General features: G+C 56.6%; 11 protein-coding genes and 1 pseudogene. 6 read left to right on the top strand and 6 right to left on the bottom strand.

What is annotated here, in order from left to right:
- Positions 1-163: 163 nt before the first annotated feature.
- Positions 164-850: a J domain-containing protein gene (locus AC5P9L_RS16610; protein WP_161771020.1), complete on the bottom strand. Its 687-nt coding sequence runs from the start codon at positions 848-850 to the stop codon at positions 164-166.
- 138 nt (positions 851-988) lie between these two features.
- Here AC5P9L_RS16610 and AC5P9L_RS16605 point away from each other — a divergent pair, with 138 nt between their 5' ends.
- The gene (locus AC5P9L_RS16605) at positions 989-1,234 is read left to right on the top strand and encodes a helix-turn-helix transcriptional regulator (RefSeq protein WP_323162941.1); all 246 of its coding nucleotides are present in this window, start codon (positions 989-991) and stop codon (positions 1,232-1,234) included.
- Between the two features lie 286 nt (positions 1,235-1,520).
- On the opposite strand, the gene AC5P9L_RS16600 is transcribed toward AC5P9L_RS16605, so the two are convergent.
- Positions 1,521-2,012: a JAB domain-containing protein gene (locus tag AC5P9L_RS16600; protein WP_161771018.1), complete on the bottom strand. Its 492-nt coding sequence runs from the start codon at positions 2,010-2,012 to the stop codon at positions 1,521-1,523.
- Positions 2,013-2,982: 970 nt separating this feature from the next.
- Between AC5P9L_RS16600 and AC5P9L_RS16595 the strand changes: the two genes are divergently transcribed.
- Both AC5P9L_RS16595 and AC5P9L_RS16590 read left to right on the top strand, forming a co-directional pair.
- Positions 2,983-4,695, top strand: a complete 1,713-nt coding sequence (locus AC5P9L_RS16595; protein ID WP_495230675.1) for a VPA1262 family N-terminal domain-containing protein — start codon at positions 2,983-2,985, stop codon at positions 4,693-4,695.
- Positions 4,692-6,137, top strand: coding sequence for a hypothetical protein (locus AC5P9L_RS16590; protein WP_161771015.1), 1,446 nt, complete (start codon positions 4,692-4,694; stop codon positions 6,135-6,137). The genes AC5P9L_RS16595 and AC5P9L_RS16590 overlap by 4 nt, the downstream gene beginning before the upstream one ends.
- Before the next feature lie 862 nt (positions 6,138-6,999).
- Here the strand turns inward: AC5P9L_RS16590 and AC5P9L_RS16585 are convergent.
- Both AC5P9L_RS16585 and AC5P9L_RS16580 read right to left on the bottom strand, forming a co-directional pair.
- Positions 7,000-11,490, bottom strand: coding sequence for an NACHT domain-containing protein (locus tag AC5P9L_RS16585; RefSeq protein WP_161771014.1), 4,491 nt, complete (start codon positions 11,488-11,490; stop codon positions 7,000-7,002).
- 359 nt (positions 11,491-11,849) lie between these two features.
- Positions 11,850-12,074: pseudogene (locus AC5P9L_RS16580) on the bottom strand (low molecular weight phosphatase family protein); the annotation flags it as partial.
- Between the two features lie 141 nt (positions 12,075-12,215).
- Here AC5P9L_RS16580 and AC5P9L_RS16575 point away from each other — a divergent pair.
- The 3 genes from AC5P9L_RS16575 to AC5P9L_RS16565 are packed head-to-tail and all read left to right on the top strand — an operon-like array spanning position 12,216 to position 14,183.
- On the top strand, positions 12,216-12,434 hold the full coding sequence (locus tag AC5P9L_RS16575) for a DUF2026 family protein (RefSeq protein WP_161771013.1): 219 nt from the start codon (positions 12,216-12,218) through the stop codon (positions 12,432-12,434).
- 4 nt (positions 12,435-12,438) lie between these two features.
- Entirely contained in the window at positions 12,439-13,359 is a 921-nt protein-coding gene (locus AC5P9L_RS16570; protein WP_161771012.1) for a DUF885 domain-containing protein, read from the top strand.
- Positions 13,360-13,373: 14 nt separating this feature from the next.
- Positions 13,374-14,183 carry a hypothetical protein gene (locus tag AC5P9L_RS16565; protein WP_161771011.1) on the top strand — a complete coding sequence of 270 codons (810 nt, stop codon included), beginning with the start codon at positions 13,374-13,376 and terminating at the stop codon, positions 14,181-14,183.
- A gap of 647 nt (positions 14,184-14,830) precedes the next feature.
- On the opposite strand, the gene AC5P9L_RS16560 is transcribed toward AC5P9L_RS16565, so the two are convergent.
- Both AC5P9L_RS16560 and AC5P9L_RS16555 read right to left on the bottom strand, forming a co-directional pair.
- A complete protein-coding gene (locus AC5P9L_RS16560) occupies positions 14,831-14,971 on the bottom strand; it encodes a hypothetical protein (protein ID WP_161771010.1) in 141 nt (46 codons plus the stop codon).
- A gap of 43 nt (positions 14,972-15,014) precedes the next feature.
- Positions 15,015-16,874, bottom strand: coding sequence for an ATP-dependent nuclease (locus AC5P9L_RS16555; RefSeq protein WP_161771009.1), 1,860 nt, complete (start codon positions 16,872-16,874; stop codon positions 15,015-15,017).
- Between the last annotated feature and the right edge of the window lie 108 nt (positions 16,875-16,982).

The raw sequence follows: 16,982 nt of genomic DNA, 5'->3' as shown, positions 1-16,982 counted from the left end.
GGATGGGAACACTACTGCTGGCCATACCAGTCCATGACTAAGGTTGAAGAAGAATCCTTTGTAGGCATAACGTCCCCAGATATAAAAGCAGACCGTTGCAATCAGGACGGTTACGCCGTACAGGCCAATCAAGTACCTCATATCTCTTCCCTATTGGTTGAAGTTAGTGTGCTTCTTGCAGATGCGCATTCACCGCCTCGAACAACAGTTCCAGGTCATCCGGGTTTGGAATGCTCAGCGTGGCGAACAACTCGCCATTGATCCGAATACGCGTCCCATGCGCCGTGATGTCCGATAGATAGCCGAGCAGTCGGGTGTCCTCCTCTTCAAACTTGGCCTTGTTCCGGATCTGGGTCTCAGTGATCAATATCCCCTCGCGCGCGCCGCCAAAGACCGTGTCGTCAATGAGCGCGACCACGTCTTGGGCACGCAGGCCCATGCCATAGCTGTCCAAGGCCCCTTGCAGCTTCTTTCGTGGGATGTACGGCGCGACGAACACCCGCTCGAATGGCTCATTGGTGAACTCAAGCGATTTCAGGGCTTGGCGGAGCGTGCGCAGCGGCGGTGGTTCCGGCTTGGTTCTACGGAACTCCTGCTCAGGCTCAGATCTGGATCGCCCCGCCGCCCGTGATCGATCGAAACGCTCGCGTTGCTCTGGATCTTTGAGGACGGAGTAGGCCTTGTTCACCGCCTGCATCTTGGCTGTCGCCCATGCGATAGCAGCTTCGTCCCCTGCTGTGTAGCGATCCGGGTGGTACTGGGTTCGCCGGCCCTTGAAGGCCAGCTCTATCTCCCATAGAGGAGCCTCGGGGCGAACCCCGAGGATCTCGTAGTGGTCTTCTTCGGACATTCGTCTCTCCGTTAATGGGAACTAGGTCAAGGCACACCCGCCCATAACGGCCCAGATCCTTTGCATACAGGCCAGCACAGACAAAATGGGTCGTAAATACCGTGGCCGTTAGGGCATCATAGGCGGACGATTCCGCCCGTGACAAGAGTCTCCGGAATCGCAAGCACCAACCATGATCTGGTCCGCCTAGGCAGGGCAGTTCGCGTGCGTCGGCAAGAGCTCAAGATGTCCCAAGAAGCTTTAGCTGACGTTGCCGGCGTGGATCGATCTCACATGGGAAAGATTGAGCGCGGCGAACGGAACGTCACCATCCTCAACATCCTGAAGATCGCAAAGGCCCTCGGCTGCAGGGCTTCGGAGTTGTTAATCAAGGCGGAGCTCTGAAGCTGCCCTTTCCATGGCATTTGACCCATCGGATACCTGCGGATCCGGCCCTATCGTTCAGCCAGTTCCTCAAGCCTTAGTGCCTCGACCAAATGGGCCCCCGCCCTCAGGCGAAGCCTACTAGCAGCCTCCCTTACCCTGGCTCGGTGACGCCAGTTCCCAGGAACAGCGGACTGTTCAATTTCTCGAGCTTGACGATCCAGCTCCGCCGCTCGCGCACGCGCCTGTGCAGCCTGGGCTTGCGGTCCAGACTTCTTCTCTCTATCCATAGTTCTGCTCCGTAGCTCTAGAGATATCCAAGCCGAGCCATTGATACGCTCTGCCCGGCTGCCACGACGAGATGATCCAGCACCCTCACGTCCATCAATGCCAAGGCATCCTTTAGTCGAGAGGTGACCGCACGATCGGCGATCGAGGGTTCACAACACCCGCTCGGATGGTTATGAGCTAGCAGAACAGCGGCAGCGTTCTGCGCCAAAGCGCGTTGAACCACAACCCTCGGGTGGATCTGAGCACCATCAATGGAACCCGAGAACAGCCGCTCCACGGCAATCAGCTGATGGCGCGTATCGAGAAATGCCACCTCAAAGTGCTCGCGCGTCTCGCCCCCAAGGCGAAGTCGAAAGAACTTCCCGGCCACATCAGGATCGTTCAGGAGCGGGCCTGCGGTGCACATTCTCTTCTCAAGGATCCTCAGCGCTCTTCTGATAGCCGCCTCTTCACTTTTGTCACCCCTAGACATTTGGCCCACATGGACAATGGCTTCAACTTGATGCATCTCAATCTCCTTTCAATGACGGCATAAAGCACAAGGCCCGGAAAGTCCGGGCCTTGTGGGTCTACCTAAGGTTGTTGGCTCAATCGCAAGAATCGCGACCAAACTGATCTGGACGAGTGAACGAACATCGGGCTACGGTTGACAAGATGGCCGCAGCCACTATGAAGACACAGTAAAGGAACTCGGATTTGTCTTTCATAATTGGTACTCGGTGCTATGGCGCTTATGCATGGCGTTCATGCGAAGCAGGAGGATCCCGCTTCATTGGAGTATTAAGTGTCTGAAGTAAGTTTAGCTCGAGGATCAATCGTTACACGGAAGCCGACCGACAGCGACTTAACGGAAACAGACGTAAACGCTGCGCCAATCTCCGCTTGGCGCAGAAGTCGGCTTCGAGAAGAAACTTGATCGCAGGGCTAGATGACAGATCCGCCTAGAACTTCTCAAAGAGGAGCAGATAATGCGAGGCTACTTCGGGACTACTGCGATCGCAGGAAGCGCGATGACCTCATTGCGCTTTGCCGGAGCATCACAATGCAGTAGGCAACGAGGCCTCAGTGCCGGTAGGAGTACCGTGACCGAGGAGATCGAAAGCAAGCCGTCCTCAAGCAAATGGACGACGTACCAAGCATCAAGAGCAAAGGCCTCAAATATAGTGTTGGGCTTCACCCCAATGAGACCTATTATTGCCAACAGCGAGGGCACTTAGACCTGATTGCATCTTCTGCGAAGATCGCTGCGGTATTGGAATAGGCCCCCGCTGTCCACCCAGCTATCGGCCGGTAGATCGAATCAGCCGCCTAGCATCGCATCAAGGAATTACTATCGTAACAGTGGATAGATCGCCGTAAGCGCACCGGCGCCCCCCTCTCCAACACAATGCACTGAGGCCAGTCTACGCCCGTGCAGTAATCCAAGTGCATAGGGTAGCGTGTGCTTGCTGAGAATCCGTGCTGAGGACAAGTGAACAATGAAGTGGCAACCTGAAGACCTTCTGGAGGAACTGAAGCGACTGCTGCGGCCCGGTGTCATCGGATTCTATGAGAGCTTCGAAGTCACAGAGATAATTGGCTTCAAGAAGGACGGCACCGCTACCAACTTCATGAGCCTCTTCGTCGCAGAGGCCGGCTCGCCGCCAGCAGGCGATAGCAAAATCGAATGCTTGACATCCAAGCGGATTGAGATAAAGGGTAGTGACTTCAAGTTCGGTGTCTTCAGGTTTCGCATCCATACGCAGCGACTCCTGGATGTCATCCAGCATTTTGCGCAAACCGGGGAATGGAAAACCGGGCCAGAGCCACTAAAGCTAGGTCAGCTTTCAGCTGTCGTTCCGCAGTTTGTGCATGCAAACTTCAATGAGCCTCATCCTTGGAATAGCGTACTGAAGAACAACTTCTATGAAGGCTCTCACGTCCTAGAACTGTTCGACAGGTCGAAGGACGCGGCTCGCTTCCTGCTGCGAGACTCACGGAAGCTGGCCGATCTTGCACAGGGTGTCAGGTCGGTGGTACCGATGGATATCGACGGGCTGTCTGACCGCCTGGGTAACATCATCGTGCAGTTGCCAGTCACCGTCATTTCCACAAGAGCCAAAGGCTCCGTGGAGGGAGACCAGAAAGTCCAAGTTGCCTGGCACCCCAAAGCATCGCCACGGCCGCTGCGTATCTCTTGTGAAATCTATGACGATTTCACTGTCGACGCATTTGACTCCAAGTCAACCCTCTCTCATTCCACTAACACGGAAGTGACGACTTTTCGTCTGAGAAGCCCTGGAGGCGGAGCCCGCACAATTATCTGGGATGATAAAAACCGAGTAATTCTTGGCGTGACGCCCGTTCAAACGTTCGTACAGCAGATTGGAATCATAGCGCATGTAGTTGATGGCAGCAGCCTTGGGGAACGCAAGAGGGAGTTCTCGCTTCCTGACAAGAATGGCGATCTACAGAAAGAATCGGTGGTGCTCAATCAAAAAGGCGACCCGCACTTTGTGGGCAGTTTGCCGGAACGGCCTCGGGAGCCTTGGCGCTCAGAGCGGGTGTTCAAGCTCTCCACCCGGCAACTCCAAGAGCGCAAAGAGGTCATCCAGTACGGGCAATTCACTGGGCGCGGGCGCGACCAGGCGCTCGAGGACATACGCTGGTTGCTGGAAAGGCATGGACAATCGGGTGCTTGGCTATGGGATCCCTTTCTCTCCGCCGACGATGTTCTTCACACGCTGTTCTTCTGCCCGCATCCCGAAGCCGATCTGCGGGCGATCTCCGGTGGAAAGAGACCGTCATTGGTTGACATGCTGGATAAGGAGGAGGACGAGGAACAGTTTGATGCTGAACCTTCCTCGTCCATAGCGGCGCAGAAGGCAAACAGTAGTGATCGCTCTTCGGAGTGGAAGAATGAACAACGCGACAAGTTGAATGCCGCCGGCGGAAACAAGGCTGGTTTGAAGCTCGATTTCCGGATGCGCCGTAAGGGTGCCGGCTGGCCGTTTCACGATCGCTTCCTCATCTTTCCCAAGGACGACGGCCGCGCGCTAGCTTGGTCACTCGGAACGTCAGTGAATAGCCTCGGCAAGAGTCATCACATCCTGCAGATGGTGAGTAACGGTGAACTTGTGCAGAACGCATTCTTGAGCCTCTGGGACGAACTCAACAGGGAAGACTGCATGGTCTGGGCAGCAAGAGCATGACCTCCGAAGCAGGTTTGACCGCGCGGAACGCTTTCCTTAGAGCAACACAGCCGGGGGCGGTGCGAGAGTCACAGGCAGTGACGCAAGCGCTTGCCATGCTCTCCATGCAGGGCGGTGATTGCGTGAATGTAGCGGTTAGGGACCTTGAACATGCGATCGCCAAGGAATTCCCCTGGCGCGAGTCATTCGTTTTGAGGTCGCAGCAACCTCGGAATGATGAAATTGAATGCTGGGTGGACACCATACGCTGGTTGCTTCAAGCCTTGAGCGAGTGGGACTCGACAGCGCCGAACAGCAACAGACATGTGCAGGTACTCCTTGCCGCCATTGGCACTTTGGACATTGATCTCGAAGGACTCAGCGCTGTGTCAACACAGTTTGCAAATACGAATGTTCCCGAGAAGGTCAAGATGTTGCTGGAATCGGTTGAGCGGGCTCCAGTTGCCGATAGCGCGGACTCAACGAGACGATTCGTCGAGCTTTCCGAGCAGGTCAAGGCTGGGGATTTCGAGAAGCTTCGACAGATGCTGCCTTTCCTGACTCCTAGCTTTCACTCGGACATCTGGGTTGCCATCAATTTGCTGTGGAAGTTGCAGCCGATGGAGCTTGCGCGAATTGTTGATGCTCGCGACAGCATCATGCTTTCCTTGGCTATAGCCCAAGTGCTCGCAGGCGACGCTCCGTTGCTCTCGTTACAGGTTGAGAACGTTCCGTTCAAGTTTATGAGCCTTCAACACCTGCAAGATTTGGAGCGCGATAATCCCTATATCGACGTGGAAATGGTGCTGACCCAGACACTACTCCAGGTAGCGAGGACGGAACATTGGCGAAGCTGGCTGCGCGCTACGTATAAGTATCCTCGCGACGGCTCCAGGGAATCTCGAGCACTCGCTTCGGCGTTGGCGGAGCTCTCTGGAACTCAGTGGGACGACTTCATTTCGGCAATCGGCCTATCCACGTCGATAGTTACGGCCAAGGCTGCAGCCGACATCCTCATCCAGTTCGCTTGCAGGGTAGATCCTTTGAAGGAACAGCCGATGTGGACGTTGGCGTTTCATCGTTGGAACACCTGGAACTACGACCAAGATGAGAGCGACTATCTCGGCTCGCCCAAAGCCTGTACCTTGGACTATCCGGTTTCGATGTACTACGCCAACTTGCCTCCGCAAGACCGAGCGGACTTGGAGCGGCGGCTCACGAACGACGTGATGCAGGTAGAGCAGGAATGGTTCACTACAGCGTCCGAGCTCCTCTCGCAGCGGAATCGGTTGGCATCTCGGCTGCGCTTGGTGCGACATGGCGCAGCTCTCGCCGCCGGCAGCTCACCGGCATTGCCTCCTCAGATCCAACCCGACGATGACTACTCGGAGATTCGCTATGGCTACTTCGACGTAGACGCAATGATGGAACGAATGATGCAACAGCGTTCGACATGGACGTAGCGATCATGGAGCGCAGCGAATGGATGCATGGGCCATTGGGACAGCTGGCGCAGTTTTCGGGCCTTTTGCTGATCCAGGATCTGTCAGTCGACAGACGAACCTGCCTTCATGCCGTGGGGCGAATGGCTGCATCACGCCGGAGCTGACAACCCGGACACCGTGCGCAGCACGCAGGTGAACAACTCTGCAGCGGTACTGCAGGCGGCGAGGACGTGGCTTTGCCCCATAGCGTCATGACTCGGAAGGATGCCATCGGCGATCGCCTCATAAGGCCTTTCCTGGAACTCTCAGTTGCCGCAACACTTGCCTACTACATAGTCTATCGCCCTGGATATGGCTCATTTCCCAAGGTCATAGCCCTTCGCCAGTGACTGTATTCTGAGGCCCATGCACCAGCATTGGCCCCATGACGGGCGGGCGTAATCAAAGTTGTCTTAGTGGATCTAAAAAACTGAAGCCCGGGATCGCCAAAGACCAGCACAATCGCACTGCGCGCCGAAGTATATGCACTGGACTTATGTCACCGAATTGGGCTTCAGACAAGATGGGGGCTCAGAAGTAAATATTTCACTAACCTCCGCGGTAGCATGCAATCCCTATGAATCCTCATTGATAGCGAAATTCGCGCAGTTAGCGCCGTTGCTCTAAAATCGACGCTCCGCGAGCAAGCGACCGGATCTGATAAAAAATGCGAGGCTGGGCCGGCAAGTCCTTTGCAGATCCTGATCGATCAAGATACTTACAATCAAAGGTCGCGGCGATTGGATGTCAGATTTATCTCAACGCAGGCATAGCAGCATGCAGGCCTCCGGCTCCAGAGGAAGCCTCGCTTCGATTACGTAGTTCGATGAATATTCGGCCTTCACAGTTGCGCCACCTCAATCTCCTCAAGTCTCTTTACCGGAGCAGTATTGTGCGGTCCAATGAGATAGATCTGCGGCGGCTTGCTGATCCAGTATAGAGTTCGTTCGAGTTTGGATCTCTGCCGACTGACGGCATTGCTGGTCGCATTGAGAATATCGCTCTCATACATCGACATCCACTTACTGGATTCGGCCGGAATGTCTCGCCAAAGGTCAGCCCGATGATCGACGGTGTTCGACATCAAGGTCATGAAACGCCAAAAATCGATACTTGTGGTTGCTTGGCACATTTTTTCGTACCAATAGCGGGCGTTCTGATTCTTGACATACGCCTGCTTGGACGCAGTGTGGACTTGGGCCAGAAAACCGCTCGTGCCGGAGGCTAACTCCAACTCCACTGGCCATGCAGTTGACAAGCCACGCCAACCCTGGATTGCGATCGCACGCGCACGGTATGCCGCCTCCGGTGCCGAGACCCATTCGTGGACCAGCTCATCGAGAAACCGAGTATGCCCCCAACGCTCGGCCGCCATCACTTCCTGCGCCAGCGCCGCATCATTGGAGGCGAGGGCTAGGCGTTGTCGCCGCCTGAGATTGAACTTATCCGATGTCGTGGACGACCAGATAGCTTGCTGCAGCATATCTAGACGTGCAAATCCGAAAGATCGCGTCACGATGTCATTAATCCCAGTGTAGCGATCGATAAGCTCTAATGCAGTTTCGGGGTCCTCGGCAGAGAGATGAGCTGCGAACGTGAGAGCAATGCCTTTACAAAGCCAGTTGGGAGCTCGCTCTTTAGGCAACAGCAACTTGAGCCAATGATCGATGCGGTCAGGGCAGGCCCGCAGGATGCACGAGGTCTGCTCTAACGTGAGCGGACGAAGCACGAACGAAACGTTCTGCACTTCGAGAACATCGAGGAACTCATTGAATACTTCGCTCCTCTCCTTTGACCTGATCTCGTTGGCCTTCAGATCCTCAATGTCTCGAAATGCGTTGACAAACGATTGGGTGGATGGCTTGGCGGTGACCGTGATGCTTGCTGCAATGCCATCGATTGGATCATCGACGCTTATATCAACGGCAGGGGGCGGAATCATGCTGCCGGAAGCGCTCTGGATGTTGGACTCTAGAAGCTCCGCGCATAGTCTAGCGCCTGGGTCCGAGATCGTTGCTAGCAGACCGAACAAATCAGAAGAGATTCTTCGTGCAACATTCCGCAGACTGACATCCGCTTCTGAAATCGCTCTAAGCAGAATCAGTGATCCGTAGTATGCTTCGGCATCACACCTCCCGGCCGCGTTCCAGTCACTTGCGGTGAACCGTTGCAGTTGTGTGAGCGTACCCTGGCTTTGTATAAGTGCGAGCGCGTGGATGCGGATCTTTTCGCAGGGCGCGTTTACCAAATCCAGAATGAGCTGTTCCAACCCCTTAAGCATCGGAATTGTGCTCAGGAAGCACAGGATGTAGCTGATCGCAACTTTCTTGTCGGATTCCACGGCAGTAGCGAGGGCGAGCTCGATGTCACCAGGATCGAGTGATGACGCCTTAAACTTTGCAACCAGTGAGTGCAAGACGTTTTGATCGGCCCCTTCAAACGAGATTGCCTTGAGCTGCTGCGCCGACGTAACGTGGGGAAGTGCGAGATCCAAGCATATGCTACTCAGTAGTGCAGGATGTTCCTGCGACAGCTGGTCGCAGCGTGCAGGCAAATCTTCCTCTCGCAGCTGCAGGTAGCTGATTGCGATCTCTGGAGTCAGCGCAGCAGCGTGTTGGTGGCTGACGAGCAGGCCTTGCCGTAACGGCATGCCGTTGCGTGTTGGGGCATCGATCGCTAGCTCACGAATCTTAGAGACAGCAACGTCGGGCCGATATCTGGCTAGCGGCGCCATGGATTCCCGGAAAACGTGGTCGTCTGAACTGATGCCGAAAGTCAGGCTGAGCTTATTGACGGAAATACTTCGAAATTGCTGCTCGCAATCGTCCAAATCTTCCGGTTCTGAGCTATTGATATCGCTCGCGTCCACGGCTCGCCATGTACGTCTCGACAAATGCCCATGTGGGATGCCTTGTGCCATCGTCCTCCGCAGCTCGAGGGCACGGTCGGCGTCCTCTGGGTGCCCAGTCATATCCAGCAGCGTGGAGGCAGACCACCGAGCCGGGATCGATGAGTCCGGGCTGGTCAGGCGATCGGTCCACATCAGGATGTTATTACGCATCGCGCACCAATCGACCGTATTGAGGCGGCAAACCCAGGCCAGGCGATCACTGGCTGAAAATGGAGTTGGATCGAGATAGCTTCCGAGCGTGAACGCAGCGAACGCGTCGACAAAGGTCTTGAGCGGCTTGCCGGCCAGAAGGGCGAATGCGAAATGGTGCAGCGTCAAAGGATCTTCAGATACCCGGCTAAGGCCATCCAGAAGAGCTCGCTCGACAGTACCTAGGCTTTTGATAGCCCCATCGAGCTTGTTCTTTGCCTCCTGTAGCACCGTTGCCAGTAGTGCTGGATCATCACGATGTCGGTAAGACAGTACGCGGGTCGGGTCGAGCGCGTGCGTGCGCAGCCATCGCAGAAGACGATCTGAGATGGTTGCCCAAGCCGATGCGTGTAGTGCGGCATCCAAAATGGCCAGCTTTATCCAACTGAGGTTCGGTGGATTTCTCCGGCTGAGGCACAGTTCGTAAGCGGCATCCATGAAAGCCGCGGGTCTTTTGATGGCAAGAGCGATAAAAGGCGCGAGGTCCTCGTGGCTCGGGTTCTGCATCTCTGCGAAAGCCACGAGCAAGGCTGTACGAATCTGGTCGTCTTCCCTGTCATCGACACAACTGATTGACAGTGCTGCCAAGATCACACCACTGGCATCGTCCAAGGCGGCAACAGGATCGATTAAGGCCAGTGTGCTCGGTACCAACGGCCGAGCATTGCGCATCGCCTGGTGCAGATGATCGAGAACCGCCAGCGCCAACGCCAATCGGATGCCGTCCTGGCTTAGGGTGTAGCGTGCAGGGTCGTGGCCAAGCGGATGGAAGTAGTGCTCTTCCACGACCGATTCGAGATCTTCGAAGATCAACAGATCTTCGAACTGCCCGCTGTTAACCTTCGCGATGAGCTGCTTAGCGTGATTGCTCAGCCGCCGAACGAGCTTGTATGCCGGTAAAGGCTGTTGCCCGGACTGGTTTGCGGCGAGGAGGTGTGCGAAAAGGAGCCTGCCAATGTCGAGTTGTTCAAGACCCACGATTGCTTCGTTGTCAAGCAGATCTAGGGCTATTCCGAGAAGCCGGGGGTTACGAAGGGCGTCAAGTACCTTACTCGCTACACTCGCCGGATCGAGTGCGCGCTGAAGCAGGATGGCGTCGCGTTCGTCGTCATCCCATGGAGAGACTGGAACGATGTTTGGGCGCGCCGACATAAGCCTGCCTGAGAGGTGGCTGTCGAAGTATGCGCGCCGAGAAGAGACGATCACGCGCCCGCCCGCAGCGCGAATCTGCGCATCGATGCTGTCGATCAATCTCGCCCAATCGACTGTTTGCTGTTGGTTGATACCGTCGAGATAGACGATAAAGCGGACCCCCTGATGGGCGGTATTCAGCCATCGCTTTAACTTTCGCTCCCAGCGGTCACTTTCCGATTCACCCTTCTCCGCACCGCATTGCTTGGCAATCGTCCTGGAGACGACCTCAATGGCCTCGTCGGATGTAGTCTGAACAAATAGTTCGGCGGGGAGGATGAAAAGCGCGGGCGGGTCGGGTTCCGATGCCCAAGCTTGAGCAACGGCCCATGATTTGCCGACCCCCTCATTGCCAAGTATAAACAAAGGAGACTGATTGCCTTCACCACGCAGGTAGTTCTTTACATGGCCGGTGATGCGTGGGCGGCTCAAGGTATGACTTTTTGCTGCAGCGCCAGGCGCTAACGGTTGACCAAATGCGGCCCTGGCGGCACCTCGATCTGACAGCCTCGACCGCATCCATGCGATGTTACGTTGGCGCATACCCTCAACGCCGAGGCGGGCGATATCCAAGCCACTCCGGATGGCATCCGAATGCCCAACGTAGCGAGGATCTTGGGCTATATGTGCGAGTTCGTTGCGGACGCACAGCAGATCCTGTGTCGAGAGCCCGCGTTCCTTCATGAATTCGAGCACCGCGAATGGGGCCATGGCACAAGCCACCGCGAGCGGCGGCAGGCCGGCAGTCTCGGTCCAGTCCAGCACCAATGTCTCTAAAGACTGTGCCCGCCCAATGTCACTGATCTTGCGCGCAAGCTGGCTATGGACAGGCGCGGTACCCGCCAGAACCCAAATGTCTACATCCTGACGCGTCGATAGCTCAGCGAGCTTGGACAGCACGCTTTCACGACCGATATTCTCATCATATCGTTTGCATTCGTAGCTCAAGTGATCGGTAGGATGCGCCGAGTCGCCGTCAGTTCCATCTTGTTGGCCACTTGAAGCGAGGCGGAATCCAATGCCGGTGATCGCGCTCAGCACGTGTCCAATGAATCCCTCGAAGCCAGACGCTCCGGTCGCTGGTAGACGATGGATAGCTTTTCTTATTGCTTCATGAGTACGGCTGTTTGGAGTGCTCATCTCGTATGTCTCTAACCATCGGCCAGCGAGTTGCCAGGAAGAATTTTTGATCTTGCGCCAAAGGTCATCGAAAGCGAAGCCGACGGCGGTTACAAAGAGAGGGACCAAGATCGCCCGAACTTTGAAAATTATTGCACTACGGATACTCGTACAGAGCCTTTGCGGCAGGGCTGCCTGAACCACGCTCGAGAGCTTTGCGGCCGTGAGATGGGCGCCCGACATCGAAGGCCAAACGAGAGGGTGAGGGAAGTGCCAGGAAGGAGTCGGGCGTGGATGACACGATGGGCCTGCTTGAACGCCGCACGCTTGTCGCCGTCGCTGCCGCCGGCTGCTGCGGGGTCAGGCAAACCCCAATGGGTGCGTAGGAAATCCCTGAACACCACCGGACAGGTCTCTGCTGCCGCCGAGTCGCATACGGTCATGACCAGGTCCATATGCGGGGCCTCCGGCGTGGTGAATTCGTCCCAGGACTTGCTGCGCAGCCCGGCGGTGGATACGGATGCCTGCGGCAGGACTGGGCGACCGAGCTCAAGTTCGTCCGGGAGGGGTGACTTGAGTCCACCCCGGCACGCCCCAATACTCGGCTAATGCCGCAGGGGGCCGCACGACCGGGGGGACAAGACGACATGGCCAAGGACAAGGCGGCTTCGCCGAAGCTCCAGCTCACGCTGCCTGAATACAACCGCATCTACGAAGATCGGCCTACAAACGTGGATCTTCTGAACGTAGCTGATCGTTGGTTCAAGAAGTACCCAAAGAAGTTGGATGACCTGAGTCTGTTGAATGACCTTGGTGAAGTGCACAAGCTGACCTTGAGCGTCCCCCGGATTTCGGGAGCTTGGTAAGCGCATGATCACACTCAACAGCGAGCGGGGGTTTGTCCGCATTGCATCTTGGGATGACATCGAATCTGTCCCCGGATTCACTGCGGACATTGACCCCAAGACGGTCAAGCTCAAAGAGATCATTGGCAGCTATACGTTCGATGCTCTGATCCCATGCGGACTCTCGACCTGTCATCAGCCCCACGGCAACGGATTCCTTGTTGCGGCGGCAGACGGCAGAGTGACAAATATCGGGCGCATCTGCGGCAAGAAGCACTTCGACGTAGAGTTCACTCAGATGAGCCGCGTCTTCCTTGCCGCTGTGAGGGCGCAGCAGAGCCGCGAGTTTTTAGGCGAGCTGCGGAATCGACTTCCCATCATCGTAACGGAAGTCGCCACCATCAAGACCGAGCAGCATGGCGCGGCTTGGATCAACACCCGCGTTAATCAACTCACCGGCAAATCAACAGCTCTTCCGACCCCGATCATCAACGCGGTTCGCCAAGCAGTCCGGCGCGGCGACGGCACCCTCATTATTGAGCGCGCGGCGACCAAGCAAGAGCGCGAAGAACGATCCGCTGCGGTGGACGTCAAGGGTCTTGAGCACCTGCGCCGGAACGTCCCGTTCGCTGTAGAAGATCGCGTGGGTCAGCTTGATGGATTCCCCGCGCTTGCCCCTGGCAATGGGTTGCGGGAGATCATTGGGAGCATTGAGCCGTTTCTAACGGCCCTTTCGGAAGCTGACATTGAGAGTCTACCGGACAAACAGCTACGGGAGCTGTCGAAGGTAGGCGGCGAGCTTGATTCGAACCTTGAGCGCCTTCGCAATGTGGTTGCTGCCGGAAGGCGCTTGCTGACGCGGCAGAACATTCAGCAACTCACGCGGTTCGCCACTAGTAGTGCGGACAACCGTTTGTTCGCGGCGTTCCTGCGCGGCCTTCCATAGCAGGAGTCCTAGCCATGCCGCTGCACATGGTCACTCGCGGAGCGAAGTCCGGTCCCTGCAATATCTGCGGCGTTGACGGCCCTCTCACTGAGGATCACACCCCACCCAAGGGCTGCGTCCGTCCAACAGCGATGGAGCTTCAGCACGTCACGCACCGCCTCGACGCTGGGAAATCAATCAAGACGAAAGCCCAAGATGGCGTGAAGTACCGAACTCTGTGCGCGCGGTGCAACAACACACTGCTTGGCGGTAGGTACGATCCGGTGCTGATCGACTTCACCAGTCGCGTAAGCAGCTTGCTTGCTTCTGACTTGATGTTGCCGACCACAATGACAGTGCCCACGAAGCCCGCGCTCTTGATGCGTGCCATCTGGGGCCACTTGGCAGCAGTCGGGGTAGATCGTTATTTGAAGGGGCCGCGCACCGAGGAATGGCGCGACTTCTTCCTAGACGCGATGCTGCCCGTCCCGGCAGGAATCAACTTCTACTACTGGGTGTATCCCTACCGCCGACAGGCATTGATCCGAGACGCAGGGTCTTTGGACATCAGCAATGGCGGAAAAGGCATGTACTGGCTGATGAAGTTCTACCCAACGGCCTTCGCAGTTTGGATGCCTCAAAACGCGTGGGCACTGAATTTCCGCGACCTTGCGATCTACCGCACGTCCAATCCGGACGATGTGGTTGATGTGATGGTTGACCTTGAACCCGTCCCGCACGAGCTGACCCTTGAGGCGCCGACGACGACGCAAGCGATCATGTTTGGTAGGGATTCGGTTGTCGCGAACAGCCGCGCGCCTCGGGGTCGCATCCTTCAGATCTAGCCACGCCGAGCCTCGCCCGCTTGTGGCCGGAAGGGGGCATCGGTGCCATGTCAGGTGTCCAATTGGCTGGCGGCGGTGTCGAGTTCGTTTGGCGGCGCTGTCAGGGGTCGTTGATCTGATCAAAGTTCTCGGTGACCTATGGGAACGATGGTTCAGACCGAGCAACGATGCTGGTCACCAGGCTAGGTCGCGTGATCATCTTCTGCTGGTCCAGGTGATCAATCTCATCGGTACCCGCAGGTGCCCAACAAGCCGGTGGCGGTGTCCAGTTCACTTGGTGTCGCTGTCCAGTTCATTTGGTGGTAATGCCCAACTGGCTGGCTGTTTGTACCGAGCCTGACTTTTCTCATGCAGCCGGATTGGGTCTATCCCGGACTACTATGTCGTTTTGATCCAGACGCCAAGGCGGAGCTGGCGGGAAACAAACGACGTTCCGTCTGCCTTGAGTCTCTAGTCGACCGGAGCAGACGTACGCAATGCTGAACTACGCCGAGTTGCGAGAAACGAGCCGCTAGCGCTGGAGGTCTCGGCAGTTGACAGATGACGCTTTCCGGACCGCTTCAATTCTAGAAGCAGATCTTGCTCCGGCTTGACCTCTACAGTCAGCCGCCAACTTCCGTCAAGATATGCTCCGCTGTGAACTAGCTTCAAACAGCCATGATGGGCCTCAGCCGCCAGGCGGACTGCGCGGCCGGAAACAGCAGGCTGGTTGCTCGATCTTCAGAGACGTCGGCGAATGACATCACGATCCAGCTTGCATGCTGGACCGAGCAGTTGCTTCTGGACATGCGCAGCCTCTCCTCTTGGCCTTGAGCGACTCGCCAAGGGCCTTCAGGGCCCAGGCTGCGGTTCAGTAAGCTGGCCAAAGTAAGTCATGCACACTGCTTGCTGGAAAGCCGTCGGCAATTGCGCCTGCGCGTGCAGGTTTTCCACGGTGCAAACCGCGATGTAGGGCTTGCTGCTTCCCTTGGCGGCCGTATACCCCAGCAATCCCTCCAGATCGTCGGGCAGCACCTTGTGGATTAGATGGGCACCACCCGCGGGGAGTGCCGCAGCAATCGGGGCGTTGTCCGCAAAGGCCTGCGGGTTGTTAGTGTCTCCATCGTGCACCACTCGGTAGGGAATGCCGAATGCGTTTAGCATGCGCTGGAAGGCAGGAATATTCCTCTTGCCGTTGCAGTCGACCAACGTGACTTCCCGACGCAAGCGGACGTGCCTTTGGAAAAGGCCCATCAAGTCAGCGCCTCGCTCGAAGGCCGCAATTGCGCTGCCTTCCTCTAGCAGCACCACATTCTTAGCGAAGAAGAGTTCGTTGACTGTGGGGTGAAATCTTGCCACCGTTTGCAGGCGCTGCTTGTCTGCTTGATGGACCACCCCGGGAAACAAGTCCTGACTGACCTGATAGCAGGCGGCATCGCCTTGCGCTGTCTTGAACATACGCACGATAGCACGGTACCTGTTCGCGATGTCCAGGAAGACCGGCGAGTGGGTACAGCAAGCCACCTGCGTGTTCGGCTGCGCAGCAAGCCGGTGCAGCACGTCCCGCATCAAGCGCTCCATCTGGGGATGTAGATAGAGCTCAGGCTCCTCGATTAGCAGTATGGTGCTGCGCTGAAGACCGGTACCGGCAGCTTGATAACTTTGAGATTGCGCGTCAGCGAGAAGCTGGAGTAGCGTGATGACCAGCGTGCGTTGCAGACCATGGCCTTGATGGCCAACTTCTGTGTCGATGCCTGCCTGGGCATCGCGGATAACGAGCGAGGTCGACGGTAGAACCATCGTTCGCAGCTCCGGTGCCTCTGTACTGATCAGCGCTTGACCTCCGATGACTTCATTGAGGCTCTGATTAATGCGGTCCTGCAGGTCTCGAACTTCTTGAGCCTGCCGCAGCGGATTGGTGGGATCTGGACGGAAGAGCGCCAAAACATCATCCAGAGCGGTTTGGAGCGCAGCCATCTCGGGACGCTGCGCCAGACTGCGCTCAACGATGAGATTGACCAACTTGCCATATGTCGAGCCATCCTTCGCATTTGTCTCGTCGCTTACTTCCTGGACTGCCCTAACCAGAATGGGACGAGGCAGGATGGAGTTTGCGTTGCTCTTCCAGTTGCCGCCACCGCCGGGGTTGGGTAACCAGGCTGCCGCACCAACCACAACCAGATCGGGGCGCTGATCACGCACGGCAGCCTTGAGCGACTCCCTTGAGCCGGCGTTGGGGCGCGCGCCCTTATTGGACAGCGCATCAATAATCGGCTGATATTCCGCCGGGAACGCAGCCCAAGTCGTATCAGGGTCAGGCCAGCCCACGAACCGCTCAACGCCGGAGAAGGAGAACAACTGTTCCTTCCAACCGCCCGCATCACCGTCCTCGCCTGGCTCGAACCAGTAGCGCTTTTTAAGCACCCACTGGTCACCATCCATGCGACCACGAACAGCAACCTGGGCTTTCTCGTCATCTGTGAGGCAGTCGAAGTAGCCGATCAGCTCTATGGCATTGCCATCATCGGTCTGGTGTCGGCGAAAGAGCGATGAGTCCCTGATGGAACTGCCGCTAAGAAACACGGCAATGGCGGACAGCACGGAAGACTTGCCTGCGTTGTTTTCCCCGATGAGGACAAGCAGGTCCTCCCATTCCAAGACCACGTGCTCTATGCACTTGAAATTACAGATTTCAAATCGGAGCAGGCGCATGCTTCCCCCTAGCTTTATGTTGAGCGATGTTTGGTAGAGCCACTACTTTTGCCACAGATGTAACCATTTGCAATCAGGTTTCGACCTTGAGACCCCAAGGCTGGGCCA

The sequence above is a fragment of the Stenotrophomonas sp. YJH_SMC_64 genome (genome assembly GCF_059371375.1).
Note: the sequence above shows the minus strand (reverse complement) of the source record. Positions and strands in the feature narration are given on the sequence as shown.

Bases quoted from the DNA above. Each gene is read 5' to 3' on its own strand.
- AC5P9L_RS16600 (WP_161771018.1), bottom strand. From the start codon at position 2,012: ATGCATCAAGTTGAAGCCATTGTCCATGTGGGCCAAATGTCTAGGGGT.
- AC5P9L_RS16590 (WP_161771015.1), top strand. From the start codon at position 4,692: ATGACCTCCGAAGCAGGTTTGACCGCGCGGAACGCTTTCCTTAGAGCA.
- AC5P9L_RS16560 (WP_161771010.1), bottom strand. From the start codon at position 14,971: ATGTCCAGAAGCAACTGCTCGGTCCAGCATGCAAGCTGGATCGTGATG.
- AC5P9L_RS16610 (WP_161771020.1), bottom strand. From the start codon at position 850: ATGTCCGAAGAAGACCACTACGAGATCCTCGGGGTTCGCCCCGAGGCT.
- AC5P9L_RS16565 (WP_161771011.1), top strand. From the start codon at position 13,374: ATGCCGCTGCACATGGTCACTCGCGGAGCGAAGTCCGGTCCCTGCAAT.
- AC5P9L_RS16570 (WP_161771012.1), top strand. From the start codon at position 12,439: ATGATCACACTCAACAGCGAGCGGGGGTTTGTCCGCATTGCATCTTGG.
- AC5P9L_RS16555 (WP_161771009.1), bottom strand. From the start codon at position 16,874: ATGCGCCTGCTCCGATTTGAAATCTGTAATTTCAAGTGCATAGAGCAC.
- AC5P9L_RS16595 (WP_495230675.1), top strand. From the start codon at position 2,983: ATGAAGTGGCAACCTGAAGACCTTCTGGAGGAACTGAAGCGACTGCTG.
- AC5P9L_RS16575 (WP_161771013.1), top strand. From the start codon at position 12,216: ATGGCCAAGGACAAGGCGGCTTCGCCGAAGCTCCAGCTCACGCTGCCT.